The organism is Halorubrum sp. T3 (genome assembly GCF_000296615.1).
Taxonomy (GTDB): Archaea; Halobacteriota; Halobacteria; order Halobacteriales; family Haloferacaceae; genus Halorubrum; species Halorubrum ruber.
The window spans coordinates 1-24,648 of the sequence record NZ_JH815330.1 but is presented as its reverse complement, the minus strand read 5'-3'; the positions used below and the strand labels follow the sequence as shown (position 1 = coordinate 24,648).

The 24,648-nt window shown below is 68.4% G+C and carries 25 protein-coding genes; 12 read left to right on the top strand and 13 right to left on the bottom strand.

Annotation, left to right across the window (positions count from 1 at the left end; all coding sequences use genetic code 11):
• The first annotated feature begins 52 nt into the window (after nt 1-52).
• Nucleotides 53-724 carry a TetR/AcrR family transcriptional regulator gene (locus B378_RS0109170; RefSeq protein ID WP_017343501.1) on the top strand — a complete coding sequence of 224 codons (672 nt, stop codon included), beginning with the start codon at nt 53-55 and terminating at the stop codon, nt 722-724.
• A 121-nt stretch (nt 725-845) separates the two neighbouring features.
• On the opposite strand, the gene B378_RS0109165 is transcribed toward B378_RS0109170, so the two are convergent.
• The 3 genes from B378_RS0109165 to B378_RS0109155 are packed head-to-tail and all read right to left on the bottom strand — an operon-like array spanning nt 846 to nt 3,741.
• Nucleotides 846-1,232 (bottom strand): hypothetical protein, encoded by a 387-nt coding sequence (locus tag B378_RS0109165; RefSeq protein ID WP_017343500.1) that lies wholly within the window; start codon nt 1,230-1,232, stop codon nt 846-848.
• Complete coding sequence (locus tag B378_RS0109160; RefSeq protein ID WP_017343499.1) at nt 1,229-2,425, bottom strand: beta-ketoacyl synthase N-terminal-like domain-containing protein; 1,197 nt, start codon at nt 2,423-2,425, stop codon at nt 1,229-1,231. The genes B378_RS0109165 and B378_RS0109160 overlap by 4 nt, the downstream gene beginning before the upstream one ends.
• A complete protein-coding gene (locus tag B378_RS0109155; protein ID WP_017343498.1) occupies nt 2,425-3,741 on the bottom strand; it encodes a CaiB/BaiF CoA-transferase family protein in 1,317 nt (438 codons plus the stop codon). Before B378_RS0109155 ends, B378_RS0109160 begins: the two co-directional genes overlap by 1 nt.
• Before the next feature lie 848 nt (nt 3,742-4,589).
• On the opposite strand from B378_RS0109155, the gene B378_RS0109150 reads away from it, so the two are divergent.
• Nucleotides 4,590-6,524 carry a Cdc6/Cdc18 family protein gene (locus tag B378_RS0109150; RefSeq protein WP_017343497.1) on the top strand — a complete coding sequence of 645 codons (1,935 nt, stop codon included), beginning with the start codon at nt 4,590-4,592 and terminating at the stop codon, nt 6,522-6,524.
• 45 nt (nt 6,525-6,569) lie between these two features.
• Here the strand turns inward: B378_RS0109150 and B378_RS0109145 are convergent, their stop codons facing one another.
• Complete coding sequence (locus B378_RS0109145) at nt 6,570-7,643, bottom strand: S26 family signal peptidase (protein ID WP_017343496.1); 1,074 nt, start codon at nt 7,641-7,643, stop codon at nt 6,570-6,572.
• Nucleotides 7,644-7,772: 129 nt separating this feature from the next.
• On the opposite strand from B378_RS0109145, the gene B378_RS0109140 reads away from it, so the two are divergent.
• Nucleotides 7,773-9,440, top strand: coding sequence for a DNA-directed DNA polymerase II small subunit (locus B378_RS0109140; protein WP_017343495.1), 1,668 nt, complete (start codon nt 7,773-7,775; stop codon nt 9,438-9,440).
• A 20-nt stretch (nt 9,441-9,460) separates the two neighbouring features.
• On the opposite strand, the gene B378_RS0109135 is transcribed toward B378_RS0109140, so the two are convergent.
• The 4 genes from B378_RS0109135 to B378_RS0109120 form a co-directional block, all read right to left on the bottom strand.
• A complete protein-coding gene (locus tag B378_RS0109135) occupies nt 9,461-10,090 on the bottom strand; it encodes a YigZ family protein (RefSeq protein WP_017343494.1) in 630 nt (209 codons plus the stop codon).
• Nucleotides 10,087-10,566, bottom strand: a complete 480-nt coding sequence (locus tag B378_RS0109130) for a hypothetical protein (RefSeq protein WP_017343493.1) — start codon at nt 10,564-10,566, stop codon at nt 10,087-10,089. The genes B378_RS0109135 and B378_RS0109130 overlap by 4 nt, the downstream gene beginning before the upstream one ends.
• A 14-nt stretch (nt 10,567-10,580) precedes the next feature.
• A complete protein-coding gene (locus tag B378_RS0109125; RefSeq protein ID WP_017343492.1) occupies nt 10,581-11,186 on the bottom strand; it encodes a hypothetical protein in 606 nt (201 codons plus the stop codon).
• A gap of 126 nt (nt 11,187-11,312) precedes the next feature.
• Complete coding sequence (locus tag B378_RS0109120) at nt 11,313-12,227, bottom strand: MBL fold metallo-hydrolase (RefSeq protein ID WP_017343491.1); 915 nt, start codon at nt 12,225-12,227, stop codon at nt 11,313-11,315.
• A 128-nt stretch (nt 12,228-12,355) separates the two neighbouring features.
• Between B378_RS0109120 and B378_RS0109115 the strand changes: the two genes are divergently transcribed.
• Nucleotides 12,356-13,300, top strand: a complete 945-nt coding sequence (locus B378_RS0109115; protein WP_017343490.1) for an NAD(P)H-binding protein — start codon at nt 12,356-12,358, stop codon at nt 13,298-13,300.
• Nucleotides 13,297-13,965 carry a hypothetical protein gene (locus B378_RS0109110; protein WP_026046237.1) on the top strand — a complete coding sequence of 223 codons (669 nt, stop codon included), beginning with the start codon at nt 13,297-13,299 and terminating at the stop codon, nt 13,963-13,965. Before B378_RS0109115 ends, B378_RS0109110 begins: the two co-directional genes overlap by 4 nt.
• A 133-nt stretch (nt 13,966-14,098) precedes the next feature.
• On the opposite strand, the gene B378_RS16755 is transcribed toward B378_RS0109110, so the two are convergent.
• The gene (locus B378_RS16755; RefSeq protein ID WP_004599209.1) at nt 14,099-14,266 is read right to left on the bottom strand and encodes a DUF5786 family protein; all 168 of its coding nucleotides are present in this window, start codon (nt 14,264-14,266) and stop codon (nt 14,099-14,101) included.
• A gap of 125 nt (nt 14,267-14,391) precedes the next feature.
• Between B378_RS16755 and B378_RS0109100 the strand changes: the two genes are divergently transcribed.
• Nucleotides 14,392-15,441, top strand: coding sequence for a DUF5784 family protein (locus tag B378_RS0109100; protein ID WP_017343488.1), 1,050 nt, complete (start codon nt 14,392-14,394; stop codon nt 15,439-15,441).
• 93 nt (nt 15,442-15,534) lie between these two features.
• Here the strand turns inward: B378_RS0109100 and B378_RS0109095 are convergent, their stop codons facing one another.
• Nucleotides 15,535-15,819 (bottom strand): hypothetical protein, encoded by a 285-nt coding sequence (locus B378_RS0109095; RefSeq protein WP_008444580.1) that lies wholly within the window; start codon nt 15,817-15,819, stop codon nt 15,535-15,537.
• Nucleotides 15,820-15,966: 147 nt separating this feature from the next.
• On the opposite strand from B378_RS0109095, the gene B378_RS0109090 reads away from it, so the two are divergent.
• The 3 genes from B378_RS0109090 to hemB all read left to right on the top strand — a co-directional run bounded on the left by B378_RS0109090 (nt 15,967) and on the right by hemB (nt 18,157).
• Complete coding sequence (locus B378_RS0109090; RefSeq protein WP_017343487.1) at nt 15,967-16,902, top strand: PHP domain-containing protein; 936 nt, start codon at nt 15,967-15,969, stop codon at nt 16,900-16,902.
• 25 nt (nt 16,903-16,927) lie between these two features.
• Nucleotides 16,928-17,092 carry a DUF6757 family protein gene (locus B378_RS17075; RefSeq protein WP_004599205.1) on the top strand — a complete coding sequence of 55 codons (165 nt, stop codon included), beginning with the start codon at nt 16,928-16,930 and terminating at the stop codon, nt 17,090-17,092.
• A gap of 84 nt (nt 17,093-17,176) precedes the next feature.
• On the top strand, nt 17,177-18,157 hold the full coding sequence (gene hemB, locus B378_RS0109080; protein ID WP_017343486.1) for a porphobilinogen synthase: 981 nt from the start codon (nt 17,177-17,179) through the stop codon (nt 18,155-18,157).
• A gap of 365 nt (nt 18,158-18,522) precedes the next feature.
• Here the strand turns inward: hemB and B378_RS0109075 are convergent, their stop codons facing one another.
• Complete coding sequence (locus tag B378_RS0109075; protein ID WP_017343485.1) at nt 18,523-18,765, bottom strand: ferredoxin; 243 nt, start codon at nt 18,763-18,765, stop codon at nt 18,523-18,525.
• A gap of 418 nt (nt 18,766-19,183) precedes the next feature.
• On the opposite strand from B378_RS0109075, the gene B378_RS0109070 reads away from it, so the two are divergent.
• Together B378_RS0109070 and B378_RS0109065 are read left to right on the top strand one after the other, a co-directional pair.
• On the top strand, nt 19,184-19,438 hold the full coding sequence (locus B378_RS0109070; RefSeq protein WP_017343484.1) for a hypothetical protein: 255 nt from the start codon (nt 19,184-19,186) through the stop codon (nt 19,436-19,438).
• Between the two features lie 93 nt (nt 19,439-19,531).
• Nucleotides 19,532-22,219: a valine--tRNA ligase gene (locus B378_RS0109065; RefSeq protein WP_017343483.1), complete on the top strand. Its 2,688-nt coding sequence runs from the start codon at nt 19,532-19,534 to the stop codon at nt 22,217-22,219.
• 30 nt (nt 22,220-22,249) lie between these two features.
• Here the strand turns inward: B378_RS0109065 and B378_RS0109060 are convergent, their stop codons facing one another.
• Together B378_RS0109060 and B378_RS0109055 are read right to left on the bottom strand one after the other, a co-directional pair.
• Complete coding sequence (locus tag B378_RS0109060; RefSeq protein ID WP_017343482.1) at nt 22,250-23,305, bottom strand: quinone-dependent dihydroorotate dehydrogenase; 1,056 nt, start codon at nt 23,303-23,305, stop codon at nt 22,250-22,252.
• A 97-nt stretch (nt 23,306-23,402) separates the two neighbouring features.
• Nucleotides 23,403-23,606, bottom strand: a complete 204-nt coding sequence (locus B378_RS0109055) for a hypothetical protein (RefSeq protein WP_004599199.1) — start codon at nt 23,604-23,606, stop codon at nt 23,403-23,405.
• Between the two features lie 344 nt (nt 23,607-23,950).
• On the opposite strand from B378_RS0109055, the gene B378_RS15850 reads away from it, so the two are divergent.
• The gene (locus B378_RS15850) at nt 23,951-24,280 is read left to right on the top strand and encodes a non-histone chromosomal MC1 family protein (protein ID WP_044965795.1); all 330 of its coding nucleotides are present in this window, start codon (nt 23,951-23,953) and stop codon (nt 24,278-24,280) included.
• The last annotated feature ends 368 nt before the right edge of the window (nt 24,281-24,648 follow it).

Genomic DNA, 24,648 nt, shown 5'->3' with positions numbered 1-24,648 from the left:
CACAGGCCGAGAGAGGCAATCGTATTATGTACCTCACACGTAGAGTGTCCGTATGAGCGAATCACAGGGCGGATCGGCGAACGAGTCCGCCGAGTCCCCGAGCGAAAACGTCGACGGCGGCGACGAGACGGTGTCCTCCAAGGACACGAAGGAGGTGATCATGGAGGCGACGTTCCGCGCGCTGAGCAAGCACGGGTACAAGGACCTCCGGATGCGCGACATCGGCGAGGAGATGGATCTCACGCGGCAGGTGATCCACTACCACTTCGACGGCAAGTACGACCTGATGTCCTCGTTCCTCGAACACATCATCGACCAGTACGAGGGCAGCGTGGTCGTCGAGGGCGACGCGGACCCGCGGACGGAACTCCGCGCCCGCGTCGACCAGTGCCTGTTCGGCCCCGAGTTCGAGGAGTTCAGCCACTGGGACCGGATGAAGGTGTACCACGAGCTGTACACGCACGCCCAGAACGACGGCGAGCACCGCGAGGTGTTCAACGAACACTACGACCGCCTTCGCGGCAGCATCGTCGAAGTCGTCGAGGAGGGGATCGAGGAAGGCGTCTTCCGCGACGTCGACGCCGAGCGGATGGGCCAACTGGTGACCGACGTGATCCACGCCGCGCGCGGGCGCCGGATCTCGCTGGGTCACGAGGATGCGCCCGAGGAGGCCCGGAAGGCGATGGACGAGTTCATCTTCGAGTCGCTGGAGCGGACGGAGTAGTCGAGCGGTTGCCTTTTTTGGCCGGCGTTTCACGTCGAGATTGGTTTCCAGTCGAAAGCGGTTTCGCGTCGAGATCGGTTTCCAGTCGGAATCGATTTCCAGTCGAAATCGGTCCCCGTCGTCAGGAGTCGTCGACCGCGACGAGCCGCGGGTCGGTCCGCTCGCGTTCGTCGCGAAGTCGGTGGGAACCGTCGAATCGAACGCGATCGCCGGGAGACAGGTCGCCGGCGGCGGCCTGTGCGATCAGCTGGACCTCGTCGAACCGGACCAGCGCGAGGTGGTTCGGCGCGTGGACGTCCGGGGGCGTGGTCTCGACCGTCGTCGTCGCGACGACCGCCCCCGTTTCGAGTCGAACCGTCGCGGCCGACTCGGCGCCGCGGCCGCACGCCGGACAGCGGCGTCGGTCGTAGTACCAGCGGTGGCCGCAGTCGTCGCAGACGAAGGCGCGGTCCGCGGGGACGTCGCGGTCGGCCGGCCGGTCGGTGACCGGGTGATCGGAGTCGGTCACGCGCGCAACACCGTACAGACGCTGTTGTTCCCGAAGCCGGCGACGTTGATCGCGAACGCCGTCTCCGCGCCGTCGACGCGGCGGCTCCCGGGGAGGTCGCCGCGGAGTTGCCACACGAGTTCGACGATCTGCGAGAGCCCGGTCGCGCCGAGCGGGTGGCCGCGGGCCTTGAGCCCGCCGCCGGGGTTGACCGGGAGGTCGCCGTCGAGCGCGGTGTCGCCGTCGAGCGTCGCCTCCCACGCGGTCCCGCGCTCGTAGAAGCCGAGCTCCTCCAGTTCGATCAGTTCGAGGACCGTGAACGCGTCGTGGATACAGGCGACGTCGACGTCGTCCGGGGCGATTCCGGCCCGGTCGAAGACGCGCTCGCCGGCGGTCCGGACGGAGTCGATCGAGAGCGGGTCCGGGCGCTCGGCGACGGCGTGGGTGCCCGTGGCGCTCGCGGTACCTGCGACCCGTGGGGCAGGACCGGCTTCGGCGCCGCCGTCCGCGGCGGAGTCGTCCTCGTCCGTTCGCGTCAGCACGACCGCGGCGGCGCCGTCGGACATCGGACAGCAGTCGTACAGTCGGAGCGGCGCGGCGACCACCGGGGAGTCGAGCGCGTCCTCGACGTCGATCGACTTCCGGAACTGGGCGACGGGGTTGTCGACCGCGTTGGCGTGGTTCTTCGCCGCGACCGCGGCGAGCGCCTCGCGGGGCGCGTCGTGGCGGTCGAGGTAGGTTCCGGCGGCGAGGCCGCCGAAGGAAGGGAGCGTGACCCCCTGCGCGTACTCGCGGCGGTGGACGAGGCGGCTGATCGCCTCCGTGACGTCCCGCGTGTCGCCCGCGGACATCTTCTCGGCGCCGACGACGAGCGCGACGTCTGCGTCGCCCTTTTTAATGCGGTCGACGCCTCGGTGGAAGGCGCTCGCGCCGGTCGCGCTCGTGTTCTCGATCCGGTCCGCCGAGGCGCCGTCGAGGCCGAGGGCGGCCGCGAGCGCGTTCGCGAGGCCCGCGCTCTCGTCGAGCGCCTCGGCGAGGGCGTTGCCGAAGTGAAGCGCGTCGACCTCCGCGGGGTCGACCGCGGCGTCCGCGAGGGCTTCCTCGGCGGCGGTGGCGGCGAGGTCGGTGAGCGAGCGCTCGGAGTCGCTCTCGAAGGGCGTCATGCCGACGCCGCTGACGCGGACCTCGGTCGCGTCGGTCACGGTCGAGCCCATCAGTCGCCGTTCTCGTCCGCGTCGTCGCCGAACACGCCCAGCTCCGCGAGGCGGTCGATCTCGGCCTCCGAGTAGCCGTGTTCGCGGAACACCTCGCGGTTGTGTTCGCCTAAAAGCGGCGGCGGGAGCTCGAAGCCGCTCTCGGCGTTGCGGAACTTGAGCGGGTGTTCGATCACGGGGACCTCGCCGAGTTCGGGGTGGTCGATCTCGGTGACGGTGCCTCGGGCCTCGATCTGCTCACTGTTGAGCGCCTCCTCGACGCTGTACACCGGGCCGGCGGGGACGCCGGCGTCCTCCGCGATGACCTCGATCCACTCGTCGGTCGTCTTGTCCGCGAGCGTGGCCTCGATCTCGGCCTCGAGTTCGTCGAGGTGTTCCACGCGGTCGGCGTTCTGCTCGAACCGGTCGTCCTCGGGGAGGTCGGGCCGGTCGAGCGCCTCGCAGAGCTCGCCCCAGAGCTTCTCGTTGAGGATACAGATGTTGATGAACCCGTCCTTCGTCTCGAACGTCTGGTACGGGGCGAGGACGGGGTCTTTGGTTCCCATACGCTTCGTCTCCTCGCCCGCGAACACCATGCCGGCCTGCTTGGTGAGCCACGGCAGGGTTGCTTCGAGCATACCGAGGTCGATGTACTCGCCCTCGCCCGTCCGCTCTCGGCGGTAGAGGGCGGTCGTCGCGCCGAAGGCCGCCCACATCGCGGTGATGAGGTCGGTCATCGGGAGGCCCACTTTGACCGGCTGGCGGTCCGCCTCGCCGGTGACGCTCATGATCCCGCTCATCCCCTGGATGAGGAGGTCGTACCCGGACCGCTCGCGCCACGGCCCGGTCTGTCCGAACGCCGAGATCGCGAGGTAGATCAGGTCCTCGTTGTGGTCAGTGAGCGTGTCGTAGTCGACGTCGAGCCGCTCCGCGGTGCCCGGGCGGAAGTTCTGGATGAAGATGTCCGCCTCCTCGACCAGCTCGTACAGCGCCTCCTTCGCGTCGTCGTTCTTCAAGTCGAGTTCGAGGCTCTTTTTCCCGTAACTCAGTGTCCAGTAGTACGGGGACTCGCCCTTGATGAACGGCGGCCCGGAGTGGCGGACCGCGTCGCCGTAGCCGGGCTGTTCGATCTTGACGACCTCCGCGCCCTGGTTCGCGAGCATTGCCGAGCAGAAGCCGCCGGTGACGAACGTCGAGAGGTCGAGAACGGTGACGCCGTCCAAGATTCGTCCGCTGCTCGCGGAACTCCCGGTGCCGCCGTCTTCGGTACCGGTGTCGTCGGTACCGGTGTCGTCGGTACCGGTGTCGTCGGTACCGGTGTCGTCGGTATCCGTCATCTACCCACCTCGTCTGACGTGCGGAGTCGTCTCATAGGTACGTGTACGGTTTGTTTACCGGATGGTAAAACTATCGGCGTCGACCGTGATATTCGTTGGCTCGTCGGTCACATGGCCGTCGTTTGGGAGCCCCCCACCCCTTTGTTTCGAGTGGAACCGGGTAACCTGTGGGGGCGTCCGGTGGGCGTTCGGAGGTGATCCCGGTTCCCTCAGATAATTCATTAGCTATAGCTGGATAAAACAACACTAACAAACAAAATATAATATAGAATAGATTGTCGAGGGTACCGTTGAACAGTTTTAGATATAAAACCACCGGTACCAAAATCCAATCTCACCACCCCCACCCACCCATTCACCGTTCCACACGAAACAAAGGGGTGTGGGGGTCTCCCCGATCGAGTCGACTCAACGGAACTGGAAATCGCGGACCGAAACCAGCGAGTCGGAACGCTCCGACTGAACTTCCAGGCCGGATCCGAGTAGCCACGACTCGATTGCGTCAGATGGGAACCTGTCACGAGAGCGCCCGAAACTCGATCTATCGACGAGATCGTCTCGGAGAACCCGGTCGTTTCCTCTCCCGTCGTCCGTTTCACCTCGACTTTTCGATCCGATCGACGAACCCGCGAATGCTCCCGAACCGCTTCTCCGTCGCCCCGATACTTCGCGAGGGAGGACCGTTTCAACTCCAGAGAGGAACACTTTTGTACCGTCTCTTCATCTGGTTCGACTGTATCAACTGGACGTGGTCGGTCTCGATTCCGACCGCGAATGCGTATTTCCGACGGGAGACGGCGTCTCAAGCGACATACCCGGCTGTCTCCACCTGAAACAGAGGGGTTCACATGGACGAAGGCGATCACACACCGCGGGCCGACGGCGGTATCGACCCGGACGACGGCGACGAATCGGACCACAGTAGCGACTCCGAGGACTCATCGCCCAGCCGCTCTTCGACTCCCGACGCCGACGGCTTCGCCGTCGAGGGCTCCGAAACCGACGAGTCCGAGGACGAGGATCCCGAAGCCGAGGACCCCGATATCGAGGATTTCGACCCCGACGCTCCAACCGAAACGGGGGGCGACAACTCGACTGAAGCCGACCCGACTACCCCAACCGAAGCCGATCCGACCACCCCAACCGAAGCCGACTCCGGCGGTCTTAGCGAATCCGACCCCGATACCGGCCTCAACGTCGAAGACGGAACGAGTCACGATACGCCAGACGTCGAATCGATCGACTCGGACGCCGACACGCCTTCCGTCTCGACCGACGCTCGACCCGAAACGGCGGGGCTCGACAACGGCGGTCGCGACCGGTCGTCGCCCGACGTCGACTTTGACGGCGTCGTCCTCGACGACGACGACGAGGACAACCAAGGCCTGTTCGACGACCTCCTCTCCGGCGAACCGATCTTCGAGAACAAGGAGGTCCTCCGCCCCTCGTACACCCCGCACGAACTCCCGCACCGCAACGACCAGATCAACCGGATGGCGACCATCCTCGTCTCGGCGCTCCGCGGCGAGACCCCGTCGAACATCCTCATCTACGGGAAGACGGGGACCGGGAAGACCGCGTCGGCGAAGTTCGTCTCTCAGGAGCTGGAGTCCACCTCCCAGAAGTACGACGTCCCCTGTGAGGTCGAGTACATCAACTGCGAGGTGACCGACACGCAGTACCGCGTCCTCGCCCAGCTCGCGAACACGTTTATCGAGGAGAACCAGGCGGTGATCGCCGACCGCTTAGAGCGGCTCGAAACCCTCCGAGGGGACGCGACGGACGCCGAGGACACGGCCGGTCGCGACGCGGCGGCCGCCCTCGCCGACACCGAGTTCGACTCGGTCGACGAGATCGACGAGCGCATCGAGACCCTCGAAGACGACGCCGACGGGATGGAGGAAGTGCCGATGACCGGCTGGCCCACCGACCGCGTCTACTCGACGTTCTTCGAGGCGGTCGACTACCACGAGCGCGTGGTCGTGATCATGCTCGACGAGATCGACAAGCTCGTCGAAAAGAGCGGCGACGACACCCTCTACAACCTCTCCCGGATGAACTCCGAGCTCGACCGCTCGCGCATCTCGATCATGGGGATCTCGAACGACCTGAAGTTCACCGACTTCCTCGACCCCCGCGTCAAGTCGAGCCTCGGCGAGGAGGAGATCGTCTTCCCACCGTACGACGCCAACCAGCTCCGCGACATCCTCCAGCACCGCGCCGACACCGCGTTCAAGCCCGACGCGCTCACCGACGACGTGATCCCGCTGTGCGCCGCCTTCGCCGCGCAGGAACACGGCGACGCGCGCCGCGCGCTCGACCTCCTCCGCACCGCCGGCGAGCTCGCCGAGCGCTCGCAGGCCGAGATCGTCGCGGAGAAACACGTCCGGCAGGCGCAGGACAAGATCGAGCTCGACCGCGTCGTCGAGGTCGTCCGCACGCTCCCCACCCAGAGCAAGATCGTCCTGTTCGCCGTCATCCTCCTCGAGAAGAACGGCGTCCACAACATCAACACCGGTGAGGTGTTCAACATCTACAAGCGGCTCTGCGAGGAGATCGACGCCGACGTCTTGACCCAGCGGCGCGTCACCGACCTCATCAGCGAGCTCGACATGCTGGGGATCGTCAACGCCGTCGTCGTCTCGAAGGGCCGCTACGGCCGAACGAAGGAGATGGGCCTCTCGGTGCCCGTCGAGGAGACCGAGGCGGTCCTCCTGTCGGACTCGCGGCTCGGCGACATCGAGAACGCGCAGCCGTTCGTTCAGGCCCGGTTCGACAACTGAGCCCGTCCGTCAATCGCTACGTCGCCAACCCCGTCTCGGCAGGCGTCACGCCGCCGTGGCGGACGAAGCGGGGGTCGAATCCACCGCCGGAAGACCGCTCTCCATCGCCGCCGGGAGGGCGCTTCCCACCGTCCGCGTGATCGCCTCGTTCAGCTCCACCTGTCCCGTCGCGATCAGCCGGATGTACCCGAGATACGGGACTCGGAGCCGCGCGACCCCGTTCACCCACTCGGCCCTGACCGGCGGGGAGAGGCCGCTCGCCTGGTCGTAGGCGCCGTTGTTGTCGCCGAGGGTGATGTACCCGTCGTGCGGCGCCGGGCAGTTGGCGAGCGACCCGCAGTCGACGGCGTTGTGGTGCTCGGGGTCGGCGCGGTCATACCAGTTCTCGCCCTCGGTAACGTGGAACATGGCTCGGTGGATGATCGGTGACCCGGTCCGCCCCGGAGGCGTGTATATCATCACCGACCCGTAGGACCCGAACGTCCGGTAGTCGACCTCCTGGCCCACCTCGTGGGTGACGACGCCGACGCCGTTCTCGGCCGCGTCCGGGGCGAGCCGCCCGGGCTCGGTGACGAACACGAGGTCGCCGACCTGCATGTTCGGCTCCATGCTCCCAGACTCGACAGCGACCATGGGCGGCCACACGCCGCTGACGCCGAACAGCAGCAGGCCGACGAGGAGGACGACGCCGACGCTCGCCAGCATCTCCCGGATCCACATCAGCGCGCCCTCCCGGTCGTGGCGGAACCGATGTACCAGCGACTCGTCGGCCGTCGTCGTCTCTTCCGTCTCGAACGCGGGATCTCCGACCGATTCCGATGCGCCCTGCGCTCCGCTCCCGGTGTCGGATTCCCCGGAACCAACGGCTTCCCTGGATGATTCGGGCTCGTCCCCGAGGTCGGCTTCGCGCTCGCTATCGGTTTCATCGTCCGAGTCACCGGAGGTCGCGCGGTCGGACTCGTCGGAAACCTCGTCGTCCGATCGGCCGGAAATATTGTGGTCTGACCGGTCGGGAACTACGTCATCCGATTCGTCGGGAGCCGCCCCGGATTGGTCTTCGACCCGCTCGTCTCGACCGGCCGACCCGTCGGTGTCCGTCGGCCGATCCCCTTCGTCCATTACGTCGCCTTTGGAGGGTTCCGTTCATAAGCTTCCGGGTCGCGCGGATTCCGCCCTCGCTCGCGGCCCCGCGCGCTCGCCTCCGACGCCTCCGGAACGGTTTTGCCCGCGACCCTCCTTTCGGGTATCGTGCCGCTGGAGTCGAACGCCCGGATCGCGAAAGCCCTCGCCGAGCGCGGCTACAACGCCGAGCGCGAGGCGGTCACCCTGCTCGCGGGCGCGACCGATCCGACCGCCGCCGTTGCGGCCGCCGTCGACCGCGCCCCCGACGACGCCCTTCGGATCACCGCCGACCACGTGCGCGAGGCGATCGCCGAGACCGAGGAATCGGCCGCGTCCCCCGACGAAACCGGACAATCTCCAGTTGAAACGAAGGGGTCCACGGGCGCCGAAGCCGCGGAGACCGAAGCGGGTTCCGGAGTCGCGACGAACGGCGTCGCGGACGCCGGGGCTACCGAGTCCGTCGCCAGCGACTCCCTCACCGCCGACTCCCCGACTGCCGACTCTACCACCACCGATTCCGTCGCTACCGACTCCACAACCACTGACTCCGCGCAGTCGACCGGTGCCGAACGCTCCCGGGACCCCGACCTGCGCGACCTCGAAGTCGGAAACGACATGACCGGGCGTAGCACCGGGACGGGCGAGTACTCCGACTTCGTCACGACGTTCCGCGACCGCTACGAACGGCTCTCGAAGATCCTCCGCGGCCGCGTCAACCACCGGCCTGCGGAGGCGATCGCGGACATGCCGGGTGGGAGCGACGCCGCGATGATCGGCCTCGTCAACGACGTGCGCTCCACGAAGTCCGGCCACTGGCTGATCGAGTTGGAGGACACGACGGGAACCTTCCCCGCCCTCGTGATGAAGGACAAGGGCCTCGCCGACGTCGTCGACGAGATCCTCTTAGACGAGTGCGTCGCCGTCGAGGGGACGCTCGCGGACGACGCCGGCATCCTCTTCGCGGACTCGCTCCACTTCCCCGACGTCCCTCGCACTTATCATCCCGGGGGGGCCGACCGCCACGTTCAGGCCGCGCTGATCTCCGACGTCCACGTCGGCAGCGACGAGTTCATGGCCGACGCGTGGCACAGCTTCACCGACTGGCTCCACACCGAGGAGGCCGACCCCGTGGAGTACCTGCTGCTCGCGGGCGACATGGTCGAGGGCGTCGGCGTCTACCCCGACCAGGACGAGGAGCTGGAGATCGTCGACATCTACGAGCAGTACGAGGTCTTCGCGGAACACCTCAAGGAGGTGCCCGCGGACACCGAGGTCGTGATGATCCCGGGCAACCACGACGCGGTCCGCCTCGCTGAGCCGCAGCCCGGGTTCGACGACGAGATCCGTGACATCTTGGACGTCCACGACGCACGGATCGTCTCGAACCCGGCCACCGTCTCGGTCGAGGGCGTCGAGGTGCTGATGTACCACGGCGTCTCGCTCGACGAGGTGATCGCGGAGCTGCCCGAGGAGAAGGCGAGCTACGACGAGCCGCACAAGGCGATGTACCAGCTGCTGAAGAAGCGCCACGTCGCGCCGCAGTTCGGCGGTCACACCCGCGTCGCGCCGGAGGAGCGCGACTACCTCGTGATGGAGGACGTGCCCGACGTGTTCCACACCGGCCACGTCCACAAGCTCGGCTGGGGGAAGTACCACAACGTGCTCGCGGTCAACTCCGGCTGCTGGCAGGCCCAGACCGACTTCCAGAAGTCCGTCAACATCGACCCCGACGCCGGCTACGCGCCCATCCTCGACCTCGACACCCTCGACATGACGGTCCGGAAGTTCTCGTAGGCCGACTATTCCAAGCGTTATCAGTCGATCTCCACCCGCCCGCTCGTCGCGTCGTTGAGCCGCTCGCGGAGTTCCTCGACCTCGGCGACCGGCACTCTCAGGTCGAACCGCACGCGCTCACCGTAGTCGGCGTCGAACTTGACGCCCGTGGACTCGATCACTCCCCGGACCGTCCCCGAGTCGTCGTACTCCGTCTCGACGACGAGGGTGCGGTGCGGCCGCTCCTCGGCCACGCCCGCGGCGTCGACGCCCTCCTTCACCGCGCGCGAGTAGGCACGCGCGAGCCCCCCGACACCGAGGTTCGTCCCGCCGTAGTACCGCGTCACCACCGCGACGACGTTCCGGATCTCGCGCTGCTGGAGGACGTTCAGCGCGGGCTTCCCCGCGGAGCCGGTGGGCTCGCCGTCGTCCGACGAGTACTCCCTGAGCATCGGCTCCGACCCCGGCGCGCGCTCGGAGGGCTCGCCCGCGGGGACCCGGTACGCAGGCACGTTGTGGGTCGCGTCGGCGTACTCCTCGCGGACTTCCTCGACGAACGACTCCGCCGCCTCGACCGTGTCGACGGGCGCGACGTGCCCGAGGAACTCGGAGCCCTGGACCTCGAACCGCGCGGTCGCGCGCTCGGCGACCGTCAGGTACGCGTCGGTCACGGCGGTTCCTCCTCCTCGCCGTCTTCCTTCCCCTCGTCCGGTTCGTCCTCCCGTCGGCGCTCGACGGCGACGCTCGTCGGCGGCGCGAGCCGGTACAGCGCGAGGTAGGCGCCGACGCCGACGACCTCGACGATCACCGCCACGACCGCCAGCGGCTCCGCCGCGAGCGCCGCGGGGGCGTCCGTCCCGTGCCACGCGAGGAACCCGCCGAGGAACGCCCCGAGCGTCCCCGCGCCGAGCGCGTACAGCCGGCGGTACTCGCCGCCCCGCAGCGTCGCGACGGCGACCGCGGCCGCGAGCGCGCTCCCGGCGAGGAAGAAGTACGGGCGCGCGTCCGGCGGCGAGCCGAGCCGCGGCCACGCCCACAGCAGGTGGACCGCCGCGGCGACGGCCGCGGTCTGGACGGCGATTCCGCGGAGCAGACGCTTCTTCGGGGTGTTCCGCCCGGCAATATCCGCGTCCGAGCCGTCGTTCATGTCGTCACCTGCGCTCACTCCCACGGGTGGTTCCCGGGCGCGTCGGGCCACAGCGGGTACCAGTACGACTCGTCGTCCTCCAAGCCGAGCTCCCCGTCGAGGACGGACTGGAGCTTGAACTCGACCCGCTGGTTCCGGTCGCTCGTCCCCCGCGGCGCGAACGGGTAGTAGGCGCCGCGCCGGAACGAGTAGATCCAGTAGACCGGCCCGTCGTCGTTCTCGAAGCCGAACACGGCCGCGAGCAGCCGCGAGCCGAACCCCTCCTCGATGAACTGGTCGGCCGCGAAGTGGACGCTCGTCACCAGGTCCTCGGGGTCGTCGTCCTCCAGGACGAACCACTGGTAGCCGTGGTCGTCCTCGTGGCGGTGGAAGCCGGTGCCGGTGTCTATCTCGCCGGCCTCCAAGATGGCCTCGACGGTCTCGACCGCCTCGTCGAAGCGGGTGCTGTCCATGCCGGAGAAACAGAGCGCGGCCTCGCCGCAGTGGTCGTAGCGGAGGTCCGCCTCCATCGTCATGTACGCGGTCGACATCCCGAAGAGGTCCTCGGGGTCCGCCTCGCGGGTCGCGTCGGTCTCGGCGCTCGTCCCGAGCACGGCCCGGATCGTGTCGAAGATGCCCATCTGGTCGGGCCTACGTGCGGCGGGGTTTAGGGCGTTTCTCTCGGCGGGTCCGTATCCGCGCTCATCGTCCGGCCACGTCTGCGCTCATCGGCGGGTCCACGTCCCCGCCGCGTCTCGCCGCGCGGGTCACTCCTCGCTGTCGACGCGATCGAGATACGTCAACACGCCACGCGCATTCAGACTCGTGTTCGCTCTGGCGCGCTCGGGGTTCCAGTAGTCGATGTCGCGGCTCGCCGCCTCGAAGTGGTCGACGACCGCCTCGTCGTCGTCGAGCTCGGCGCGCTTCTCGCGGACGCGCTCGACCCACTCGACGTACGCGCGCTTCGCCTCGCCGAGCAGGTCCGCGTCGCAGTCGCGCGGGCCGAAGTGGCCGAAACAGAGCGTGTCGGGGTCGAGTTCCTCGATCAGCCGGATGTCGTCAAGACACTGCTCGAAGTCGAACTGGGGCGGCGGCGACGTCGGGGTCACCGCGTCGATCTCGGGGACGTAGATGCCGGCGGCGTCGGCGGCGAACACGACGTCCGCGTCGGGGTCGTGGTACACCGCGTGGTGGGGCGCGTGTCCGGGCGCGTCGTGAACGACGAGCTCGCGGTCCCCGAGGTCGATCCGGTCGCCCTCGGCGACGCCCTCGATCCGGTCGTCGGGGACCGGCTTCGGCTCCGCGTAGTACTCCCACTGCTCCTCGACCGCCGACTTGGTGCCCGCGACGAGCGCCCCGGGGTCGACGAGGTGGCGGACGCCTTTTTCAGGCACGCGGACCTCGGCGTTCGGGTAGCGCTCCGCGAGGTAGCCGGCGCCGCCGGCGTGGTCGAGGTGGGCGTGGGTCGGGAGGATCCACCCGAGCTCCTCGCGGCCGATTCCGATCTCCTCGACGCTCTCGAAGAGCGCCTCCCGGTTCGCTCCCGTTCCGGTGTCTATCACGATCGGTCGCTCGGCGTCGTACACGTAGACGGCGCCGTACTCGTCGGTGTCGAACATGCCGGTGTCGTGGACGTACAGGTCCTCGACGCCGCGGACCGGTTCGAACTCGCCAGCGCGCATACCGGAGGAGGGACCCGGGGGCACTTCTAGCGATCGGTCCGCGCCCCCGGCGCTCGCGGCGACCTCGGGGCCCGGAGAGGTCGGCCGCGCGGGCCGAGGCTTATGGTCGCGCCGCCCGAGGGGACTGTATGCGAGTGCTCGTCACCGGCGCGACCGGGTTCGTCGGGAGCCGGCTCGTCCCGACGCTCCGCGAGCGCGGCCACGACGTTGTCGCGCTCGTCCGCGACGCCGACGGTTACGACGCGCCCGAGGGCGTCTCGGTCGTCGAGGGCGACCTCCTCGAACCGGAGACGCTCCCGCCCGCGTTCGAACTCGACGGCGAGACCGTCGACGCCGCGTACTACCTCGTCCACTCGATGGACGGCGGCCCGGGGTACGAGGAGCGCGACCGCAACTGCGCGTCCAACTTCGCCGCGGCCGCGTCCGACGCGGGGGTCGACCGGATCGTCTACCTCGGCGGGCTGGGGGAGGACCGCGAGGAGCTCTCCGAACACCTCCGCTCCCGCCGCGAGGTGGAGCGGATCCTGGGAGATGGGGAGCCGGCGCTCACGACGCTGCGGGCCGCGATCATCATCGGCGCCGGCAGCGCGAGCTTCGAGGTGATCGCCGGACTCGCGCGGCGGCTCCCGGTGATGGTCACGCCGAAGTGGGTCGACACGCTGTGCCAGCCGATCGCGATCGCGGACGTGGTCGCGTACCTCGCCGGCGTGCTCGACGTCCCCGAGACCGCGGGCGAGACCTTCGAGATCGGCGGGCCGGAGGTGTTGACCTACGGGGAGATCCTGCGGCGGACTAGGCGCCAGCTCGGGGGCGGGCTCCGGATCGTCAGGGTGCCGGTGCTGAGCCCGGAGCTGTCGGCCCGGTGGCTCCGGCTCGTCACTGACGTGAACCCCTACCTCGCCCGGTCGCTGGTCGAGGGGCTCCGGAACACCGTGATCGTCGAGGACGACCGCATCCGCGACCTCGTCCCGGTCGAGCGAACCCCGTTCGAGCTCGCGGTCGCGCGCGCTCTGACCGACTCGCCGAACGCGCAGCGCCCGTGGCTGACGACGCTCCGGGGGCTCCGGTCGTGAGCCGCGAGTACGGCGAGACGTGGGTGTACGAGAGCCTCGTCGGCGGGATCCCCGGGTTAGGGATCTCGCGGACGCTGGCGGTCGCGCTCCAGTTCGCGATCTTCGAGGTCGGCGTGGTCGCGCTCGGCTGGTACTACGGGGTCTGGAACGCCGTGGCCGCCGGGACGGTCGCGGTCGTCGTCGCGGCGGTCGGCAGCGTCGAAATGCACCGGTTGGGCGCGAAGAACCGGCTGCTCGGGACCCCGCCGGAACACAAGCGGCTGCTGTTCGGGTCGAGCATCGAGATCGTGTTGGGCGTGTTAGCGTTCATCGCCCTCGTGACGTACCTGTTCGCGTGGGAGAACACCCTCCTCGACCGGCTCTTCGGTTCGCAGCCGCCGATCCCCGTCGTCTACCTCACGCTGCTCGTCCTCTGGGACCTCACCTACCGCATCGGCACCTCTTGGTGGAGCGCCGTCGTCGCGCTGTGGCGCGCGGTCCACGTCGACCTCTCGCCCGAGGAGCGGGCGACCGTCCGGCGGCTCGACGCCGAGAACATCGGCTTCTCCGCGGTCCAACTGGCGCTCGTGCCGTTCCTGCTCACGGAACCCGTGCTACTCGGCGCGGTGGTCGGTCACGTCCTCGCGGTCGCGCTCGTCTGTACGGCGGCGATCCTACTCACCTGAGCTCTCGGTTCCGTTCGGACCGTCGCTCCCCGCTGTCGCGACCGTTACCTGTCGCTCCCCGCTGTCGCGACCGTTACCCGTCGCTACCGGCGTCGAGAATGGAATTAGAAGGCGCGGCGTCGCCGCGGCCGCGTCACTTGCCCTGAAGCTCTTCGAACTTGTCGAGGAGTGCCTCCGTGGAGTCGCCCGAGTCGTAGGTCAGCGATCCGGAGTACTCGGGGCGCTCCGCGTCGAAGTCGGCGTCGACTTCGCTGGTCTTCTTCTCCCGACGCTCGTGTTCGGCCTCGTCATAGGCACCCATTGACATGGTACACCAACACTTGGCCGTTTCCTGTTATATACCTGTCGGCAAAGGTATCATAAACCGTGAACGATCGGGTCAGTCCACCGGAATCGATTAACCCCGCGGCGTGATACCGAACGCCCGTGGCACAACCGCTCCGCTTCAGGCGCTCGCCCGGCCGGTGGACCGCGGACCGGGTCCGGTCGCAGATCGGTCGCCCCCTCGACGAGAACCTCGGAGCGACGGCCGGCGATCCGTGGTTCGCGCCGCCGCCGGGCTACGAGGCGCGCCGGTTCGACATGGACGACGGCTCGTTCGCGCTGTTCTGCTGGACCGACGACGACGCGGACCCCCCGGCCGGCGCCGACGGCGGCCCGGTCGGGTACTGGCTGGGCAACACGGAGACGCCGAGCGAGCTCTGGCGGACGGACAAGTACGGGTTCGACGAGGCGCCGTACCCGGTCTCGCGGTGGGCGCAGCGGGAGCTGCTCGCCGGGCTTCACGACGACGAGCCGTGGCTGGCCGACTACCCGCACGTCTCGTGGTACTTCCTGCCCGTCTTCTGCTCGAAGGACGGCGCGGCGACGAGCCGGGCGTTCTTCCGCGACCACGCGGCCGGGTTCCCGGACGCGACGCGCGAGGACGGCACCGGGTTCGTCGAGGAGACGCTCCGGCCGGGAACGCTCGACGAGTACCGCGAGGTCATGGCCGGGAAGCTCGGGACCTCCGCCTCGCGGGACCTCGTCCGCATGAGCGCGGCCATCGCCGAGTTCACCGCGGCCCGGATCCTCACGGACGCGGGGTACGAGGTCACCCCGGAGATCGAGGTGACGACGGGTCACTCGCTCGACTTCCGCGCGACGGACCCGGAGACTGGCACCGGTCACCTCGTCGAGGTGACGCGCCCGCAGCCGACCGCCGGGCGCTCCGCGAACGACCCCGTGGCGGCGGTCCGCGACACCGCCGAGACGAAGACGAGCGGCCAGCTCGCGGCCCACGCCGGCGGCGTCACGCTGTTCGTCGACTGCTCGTCGTTCCCGACCGACGAGTGGGCCGCCGTGCGCGAGGCGGAACCCGCGGTCCGACACAAGCCCGCGGTCGTCTACCGCGCCGAGCCCGACGGCTCGATCGAGGGGTATCGGAAGGGGTCGATCCCGATCGACCTCTCCGGGGTCGTCGACGGCGTGTCGTAGCCGCGTCGCTCGCACGGGAGTCCGTCCGCGCGGCGCCGCCGCTCCGCGGTCGAGCTCCGAAAGAAGGGTATGGACCTTGGTCGGTTCGGCGCGTCAGAAGGAGACCGGCGAGGGTCCCTCCTCCGCGTCGGTGGTCGGGTCGCGGTCCGAGTAGAACCGGCGCCCGACGCCGCGGTGGCAGACGCCGGCGCGGAGCGTGGTGAACACGTCCTCCGCGTCCTCAAACGTCTGGTCGCCGAACCGCTCTAAGACGTCGCCGAGCCGCTCGGACCCGTTCGCGAGCTCTACGGTCGCGTTGCCGTGAGCCGCGATGATCTCCTCAGAGGTGGTCGGGTACTGGTGCCGTTCGAGTCGGTCGTCGACGCCGTTCAAGCGCATCGACAGATGAAAACCGCCGATGGTTCTTAATGATTGTCCATGTACGACCTTAGTCGGAGGGGATACCTTATATCGCCTTATATCGTCTCGAATCCGGTGGTTCCCGGAACCGCCGCGGCTTAGTGTCGGGCGCAGGTATTCACCTCCATGTCCGCTGCCCCCGCCGACTCCGCCGATTCCGCCGAATCTTCTGATTCCGCTGTCACCGACGATTCCCCCGACTCCAGCGATCCCGTCGTCGCCGACCTCCACGCGCACACGACCGTCTCGGACGGGACCTTAACGCTCGACGAGGTGCCCGCGGCCGCCCGCGACGCGGGCGTCGACTGGGTCGCCGTCACCGACCACGACCGGATTCACCCCGGGCTCGACGCGCCGGTCGTCGAGCGCGACGGCGTCCGGGTCGTCCGCGGGATCGAACTGCGCGTCGACGCCGGCTTCGAACGCCTCGACCTCCTCGGGTACGGCGTCGAGCACACCGACGCGCTCGACGCGGAGATCGATCGGCTCCAGCGCGACCGCCGCGAGCGCGGCGCCGCCATCCTCGACGCGATCGAGGAGCGGCTCGGCGTCGACCTCGACGTCGAGCCCCGCGCCGGGCTCGGGCGCCCGCACATCGCGCGGGCGATCGACGCGTCGGACGCGCCCTACGACTACGCCGGGGCCTTCGACGAGCTGATCGGAAACGACGGCCCGTGTTACGTCGCGCGCGACGTGACGCCGCTCGACGAGGGGCTCGATCTGCTCGCGGACGCCTGCGCGCTCGTCGGGCTCGCGCACCCGTTCCGGTACGAGGATGTTGACGAGGCGCTCGACGTCGCCCGCGAGTCGGCCGCGATCGACGCGATCGAACGCTTCTACCCGTACGGCCGCGCCGTCGACGACGCGCGGATCGACCGTCTCGCCGCCGAGAACGACCTGCTCAGAACCGGCGGGACGGACGCGCACGAGCGGACGCTCGGCGTCGCGGGGCTGACGGAATCGGCGTTCGATCCGGTCCGCGAGCGGCTACCCGAGCCGGTTTCTGTCGGGGAGTTCGCGGCCGGGGACTCCCCCGGTGCGGCGCCCGACGAACAACATTAAGCCCGCGCCGGACGGAGTGGGGCGTATGCGGTGTCACTACTGCGACCGGGAGGCCACGTACGAGGCGGAGCAGGGCGGCGTGGTCGTCGGGCTCTGCGAGTCCCACTTCAAACAGCGCGTCGAGGAGCTCGCCGAGTCGGACGAGCTCGCGGAGCTCCGCGACCGGATCGACATCGAGTCCTCGGAGTAGTCGCCCGGCCGGACGCTTCTCTCCGTCGATAGTCCCCCGCGGCCGAGACGAACGGTAAAAGTCCGCGCGGGGCCAACCCCCTCCATGGACCTCACGGACCGGCCCCGCCGCCTCCGGACCGACGGCGTTCGCCCGCTCGTCGCCGAGACCGACCTCTCGGCGTCGGACCTCGTCGCGCCCGTCTTCGTCGACGCCACGACCGACGAGCGCGTGCCCATCGAGACGATGCCCGGCCACGAGCGCGTCCCGGTCGACGAGGCGGTCGACCGCGTCGCGGAGATCCGCGAGACCGGCGTCGAGGCCGTCATCCTCTTCGGCGTCCCCGAGTCGAAGGACGCCTCCGGGAGCCGCGCGTACGCCGACGACGGCGTCGTCCAGCGCGCGATCCGGCGGATCGACGCGGAGACCGACGTCACCGTGATCGGCGACGTCTGCCTCTGCGAGTACACCGACCACGGTCACTGCGGGGTCATCGAGGAGACCGCCGAGTCGGACCCGACGCTCACCGTGAAGAACGACGAGACGCTCGACCTCCTCGCGCGGACCGCCGTTTCGCAGGCGGACGCGGGCGCGGACGTGGTCGCCCCCTCGGCGATGACCGACGGGCAGGTGGGGGCGATCCGCGAGGCGCTCGACGAGGCCGGCCACGAGGACGTCGCAATCTTGAGCTACGCTGCGAAGTACGAGTCCGCCTTCTACGGCCCGTTTCGCGACGCGGCCGACGGCGCGCCTGAGTTCGGCGACCGCCGCCACTACCAGATGGACCCCGCGAACCGCCGCGAGGCGCTCCGGGAGGCGCGGCTCGACGCCGAGCAGGGCGCCGACGTGCTGATGGTGAAGCCCGGCCTCCCGTACCTCGACATCGTCGGGGACCTCCGCCGCGAGTTCGACCGCCCCATCGCCGCGTACAACGTCTCCGGCGAGTACGCGATGCTCCACGCCGCCGCCGAGAAGGGGTGGCTCGACCTCGAGGCGACCGCGCTGGAGTCGCTCACCGCGCTCAAGCGCGCGGGCGCGGACCTCATCGTCACGTACTTCGCCGAGGACGTGGCCGATCACTTATAAATAGAGTCGGGAGTAGACTCGCTTCCTCAACCATTTACCCCGGCGCGCGCCTGCGAGCGGCCGGAGCGAAGCGGAGGCCGTGAAGCAGCGCGTGCGAGGGAGTCAGTCGCCCGAAGCGAAGCGAGGGCGACTGACGAGGCTGAGGAGGTGTGAGGTGCGGTTGCGGAGCGGTGCGGGGTGGGACTCAAAGGGGCAGCCGCGAGGGCGAAGCACGGCGACGGAAGCACCGCAGACCGCGAACGGAGTGAGCGGTCGAGGAGCGCACCGAGCCGCGCGAGCCGTCGCGGCTGGGGCTTTGGCGGCGATTGTCCGGTTCGCTTCTGAACCAGCGATTTATATACGAAGAATCGACCGCTCGGAACCGTTCACACCACCTGTTCGCCGTCGTCGTCGTACACTTCGATGGCGTCGACCGGGCAGACGCGCGCCGCGAACTTCGCGTCGAACTCCTCGCCGTCGGGCACCTCGACGACGAACAGATCGTCTTCCTCCTCGGTGCTCCCTTTTAAATCGGCCTTCCCGTCGTTCAGGTCCTTTTCGAAGGCGTCCCACTCGGCGACGCACTGGTACATCCCGACGCAGGTGTCGCGGTCGAACTCAACGTACATGGCTCTCGGTTAGATGAGACGGTACAAAGCCGTGGCGACGAGAGGTGTGGAGATCTGAAAGGGATCGCCGGTGACTTCCTCCAAAGCCCCAGTCGCGAGGCCGCCGTACGCTCGCTGCGCTCCTCGTTCGTTCGCTCCGCTCACTCACTGCGGTGCTTGCGTCGCCTACGGCGGCCTCGCGACTGCCCCTTTAAGTCCCGCCCCGCACGGCACCGCAACCGCACCTCTCACCTCCCCAGCCTCGTCGGTCGCCGTCGCTTCGCTCGGCGACCGACTCCCTCGCGCGTGCGACTCACGCCCTACCGGGCGTTCGTCGGCACGCGCCAACCGCATCGGCATTCAAATCGCTCCTTGTTGTCATGCGTTCTCTCGGATCTCGACCGCCCTTTTTAAGCGTCGCAGGCACCCATCCCCGCCCATGCCCACCGTCTGGCTCGTCGACCGGCAGTTCGACTCGAAGGGACTCGTGCGGCTCACCTACGCCACGGAGGACGGCGAGCGGATGCACACGAAGGAGCTGGCCGAACAGCGGCTCGTCACGGGCGACGGGATCACCGCCGGCCGCGAGGTCGAGGAGAACGCGCTGGGCGAGAGCCCGGCAGAGGAGGTCGAGCGGTTCGCGTCCGAGGCGTCGAAGATGGCGGCCGAACACGACCTCGACGATCGGGTCTGACGCCGCGCTCCGCACCTCCCCGCGCCTGACCGCGCAAACCCGCCCCACACAACCGAGTCCGTTAAGGGGGAACCGGCGGAACGTGTGACCGAAATGCCCAGTGGTGAGTACGACCCCGACGCCGTCGAGCCGCGCTGGCAGCGGCGCTGGGTCGACGAGGAGACGTACGCCTACTCCGCCGACGACCCGGTCGATCCGAACACCGTCTTCTCCATCGACACGCCCCCGCCGACGGTATCGGGGAGCCTCCACATGGGCCACCTGTACGGGTTCACCCTCCAGGACTTCGTCGCGCGCTTCGAGCGCATGAACGGCGGGGAGACGTTCTTCCCGTTCGGCTACGACGACAACGGGATCGCCTCCGAACGCCTGACGGAGGACGAGCTCGACATCCGCCATCAGGAGTTCGAGCGCCGCGAGTTCCAACGGAAGTGCCGAGAGGTCTGTGCCGACTACGAGCAGCAGTTCACCGAGAACGTCCAGTCGCTCGGGGTGTCGGTCGACTGGGACCACACCTACCAGACGATCGAGCCGCGCGTCCAGCGCGTCTCCCAGCTGTCGTTCGTCGACCTCTACGACCAGGGCCGCGAGTACCGCGAGAAGGCGCCCGCGATCTGGTGTCCCGAGTGCGAGACGGCCATCTCGCAGGTCGAGACCGAGGACGACGAGCAGGCCAGCCACTTCAACGACATCGCGTTCTCCGTCGCCGGGAGCGAAGGCGAGACCTTCACCATCTCCACGACGCGCCCGGAGCTCCTCCCGGCCTGCGTCGCCGTCTTCGTCCACCCCGAGGACGACGAGAACCAGGGCCTCGTCGGGGAGTCCGCCGAGGTGCCACTGTTCGGCCACGAGGTGCCGATCATCGCCGACGAGCGCGTCGACATGGAGACGGGCTCCGGGGTCGTGATGTGCTGTACGTTCGGCGACCAGAACGACATCGAGTGGTACCAGGTCCACGACCTGGACCTCCGTGTCGCCATCGACGAGTCCGGTCACATGACCGACGTCGCCGAGGGGTACGAGGGGCTCCACGCCGACGAGGCCGGCGAGGCCATCGTCGAGGACCTCGACGAGGCGGACGCGCTGCTCGACCGCCGCGACATTACCCACACGGTCAACGTCCACGAGCGCTGCGGGACGAGCGTCGAGTTCCTCGTCACCGAGCAGTGGTACATCGAGATGCTCGACAAGACGGACGAGTACCTCGAGATCGGCCGGGAGATGGAGTGGTCCCCCGAGAAGATGTTCACCCGGTACGAACACTGGGTCGAGGGGCTCCAGTGGGACTGGCTCATCTCCCGCCAGCGCTCCTCCGGCATCCCGTTCCCGGTGTGGTACTGCGAGGACTGCGGCGAGGAGGTCATCGCCGAGAAGGCCGACCTGCCCGTCGACCCGCTCTCCGACGACCCGCCGGTCGACGCGTGTTCCGCGTGCGGGCACGACGAGTTCGAGCCCGAGGACGACGTGCTCGACACGTGGGCCACTTCCAGTCTCACCCCGCTCATCAACGCCGGCTGGGACTGGGACGAGGAGGCCGAGGAGTTTACCATGGAGCATCCGGAGCTGTACCAGTTCGACCTCCGGCCGCAGGGCCACGACATCATCAGCTTCTGGCTGTTCCACACGCTCGTCAAGTGCTACGAGCACACCGGCGAGGTCCCGTTCGAGGAGACGATGATCAACGGCCACGTCCTCGACGAGAACCGCGAGAAGATGTCGAAGTCGGTCGGCAACGTCGTCGAGCCGGAGGCGGTCTTAGAGGAGTTCCCGGTCGACGCCACGCGCTACTGGGCGGCCGGCACCGCCGTCGGAGACGACTTCCCGTTCAAGGAGAAGGACCTCCGCGCGGGCGAGAAGCTGATCCGGAAGCTGTGGAACGCCTCGAAGCTGGTCGAGTCGCTCGCGCCGGAGCCGTTCCCGGCCGAGCCCGACGGCGGGCTCCGCGAGCTCGACCGCTGGCTGCTCGCGGAGCTGGACGCCGAGGTCGAGCGGCTCACCGAGCTGCTCGACGACCGCGCGTTCTCGAAGGCCCGCGACGAGCTCCGGAGCTTCTTCTGGAACACGTTCTGCGACGACTACCTCGAGATCGCCAAACAGCGCGAGGACGACGCGGCCGCGTACACGCTCCGGACCGCGCACCGCCGGTTCCTGAAGCTGTTCGCGCCGCTGCTCGCACACGTCACCGAGGAGCTGTGGCACGACATGTACGCGGACGCCGTCGCGGACGCGACCGGCAGCAGTGACGCCGCGACCGCCGATACGGAGGCGACTGCCCTCGCCGACGGCGCGGCCGACTCGATCCACCTCACGGATTGGCCCGAGCCGCTGGGTATCGAGGCCGACCGCGACGCCGGGACCGCCGCGACGGCCGTCGTGGGCGCGCTCCGGAAGTACAAGAGCGAGAACCAGCTCCCCCTCACCGCGACGCTCGACGCGGTGGAGGTGTACGCCGACGTGCGCGGCTTCGAGGACGACATCACCGGCGTGATGCACGTCGACGACCTCGCGGTCCACCCCGACGGCGACGCGCCCGTCGAGACGGTGATCACGGGTATTGACCTCGATTACGCCACTGTCGGCCCGAAGTACGGCGACCAGGTCGGCGACATCGAGGCCGCGCTGGCGCGGGAGGAGTACGAGATCGACGGGGACGAGCTCCACGTCGCGGGCGTCACGCTCGTCGACGACGAGTTCGCGGTCGAGGAAGAGCGGCAGTACCAGGGCGAGGGCGAGCTGCTTCAGGCCGACGATGTCGTCGTCATCGTCCGCAACGACGCGTAGCCCGGTCTCTCATTTCGATTCCCGACTCGGTCACAGGTCCGCGCCGACGGCCTCGTTGACCGAGTCGAACCCGTCGCGCTCGAGCAGTTCGACGAGTCCTTCGTTGATGTCGCGCGCAAGTCCTGGCCCCTCGTAGACGAGCCCTGTGTACAGCTGGACCAGCGAAGCGCCCGCCCGTATCTTCTCGTAGGCGCCCGCGGCGTCGGAGATTCCCCCGACGCCGATCACCGGGACGTCGGTGCGCTCCGCGACGAAGCGCACCCGCTCGGTCGCGAGCGACTCGATCGGCTTCCCCGAGAGCCCGCCGCGCTCGGCCCGGTTGTGGCTCCGCAGCGAATCTGGCCGGGAGGTCGTCGTGTTGGTCGCGATGACGCCGTCGAGGTCGAGGTCGTCGACGACGCCGAGCGCGTCTTCGACCGCCGGCTCCGGGAGGTCCGGCGAGAGCTTCACGAGCAGCGGATCCGCGCCGGCGTCGGCGAGCGTCCCGAGGATGCGCTCCAAGGCCTCGCGGTTCTGTAGCTCGCGGAGGCCGGGGGTGTTCGGGCTGGAGACGTTGACCACGAAATAGTCTCCCGCGTCCGCGACGCGCTCGTACGTGTACAGGTAGTCGTCCGGGGCCTCGCTCAGGGGCGTCGACTTCGACTTCCCGATGTTGATCCCGACCGGCACCTCGGGGAGCGGGTCGCGGTCGAGTCGTTCGCCCACCCGGTCGGCGCCCTCGTTGTTGAACCCCATCCGGTTGACGAGCGCCTCGTCCTCTTTCAGCCGGAACAGTCGCGGGCGCGGGTTCCCGGGCTGTCGCTCCGCGGTGACGCCGCCGACCTCGACGTGTCCGAACCCGAGCGACGCCAGCGCCCGCGGGACGTGCGCGTTCTTGTCGAACCCGGCGGCGACGCCCACGGGGTTCGGGAACGTCGACCCGAACAGATCGACCGCGAGCCGCTCGTCGTCGACCGCGTACCGCTCGGCGAGCGCGTCGGTGACCGGCGTCCCCTGGACGCCGCCGAGCAGTCGGTGAACGAGTCCGTGTGCGGTCTCCGGCGGCAGTCGGAACAGTGCTGGCTTCAACAGGTCGTACGCGCCCATCGTCTGGGCCTCGTCACGAGCGACAATCAATCCGCCGACCGCGGTCCGCGCGGCGATCGCTCGGCGGCGAACATACGTCGGACTCCCGCGGTCCGCGTCAGAAGTCGTGTTCGAGCTGCTCCGGGTTGGCGTCCGCCTTCTGGATGATTATCTTCCCGTCTCGGACTCGAACGAACACCTCGTCGCCGATCTCCATGCCGGCGACGGCGAGCTCGTCTTCGTGGAGGTTCACGTGGACGTTGTGGTACTCCCCGTCGTCGTCCTTGGCCCCACTGGGGCTGAGCTTCTTTTTGCGGACCATCGCGGGTGTGCTTGTCGCCCTTCGCCATAGCAGACACATAAGTGTTGTTTACACGCACTCGCTCGCCGGTGAATCGCGGGTGCGCACGTCGCGACCGACGACGGGCGGCGAGACCGATCTCCCGGTGACACGGGGGAGCAAAATTGCCTCGCGACCCCCGAATCGACGTGTCGCGCGCGCTGAACGCTCCGCGAATCGTCGTCGATACCCCGTTTCGCTTCCGCTTCGAGGCCCCAAATCGCCAGCCGCCACCGAGGTAATATATAAAAATTGTGGCGCACAGCTTTCATTTCCCCGATATATTTATTACACACTGTGTGCTGGTGTCACACGGAGGCAAAACCATGGTACGTGAAGACGGTAAGCGAAACTTTGCCCTGCGAGAGGAAGACGGATCGGAACCGAGTGAGTTCTCGGGCAACATGCCGCGTCAGGCGGCGCTCAAAGCGGCTCGGACGCTCGAGCCGGCACCCTCCGAGGAAGAGGCGGAGCGAACGACGCTTCGTCTCCGGGAGAAGGGGACCCAGAAGGTCCACGAGTACGAGGGATGGGCTTGGAAGGACGGCGCTCCCGAGGTCGACGACGCGGACGACGACTTCTGGCTCAACGACCTTGACGACATCACCAAGGCCAACGTCTCGAAGCAGGGCATCGAGTACCTCGACGACGAGTAACCCTCGGGCCGCCGGTTCCGATCTCTCGTTTTCGCCGTCGACCGGCCGGAACACCTCGGAGTTGATCACCCTGTCGCGACAGAGCTACTGTCCCGGGTAGGCTCGCCTTCGCTTCGACTCGATCCGGTCAGTTGTCCCGCTTCTCTCGGCATGAAATCGCATGACGTGGCGCCGGTAGTTCGACGGGGTTAAATACAACCCGGCCATTCGAAGAAATGCGAAGAACGCATCGCGGACTCGGGCCGTTCAACTCGGCCCGGTTTCGCTGGACCCGTACCGTTCCGATGGGTTTATGACCCGTCGTCCGGTACGTTCAGGTCCGCGAAAGATGAGGATCACGCCCCCTGCGCTCCGGCGTAAGCGGTGAT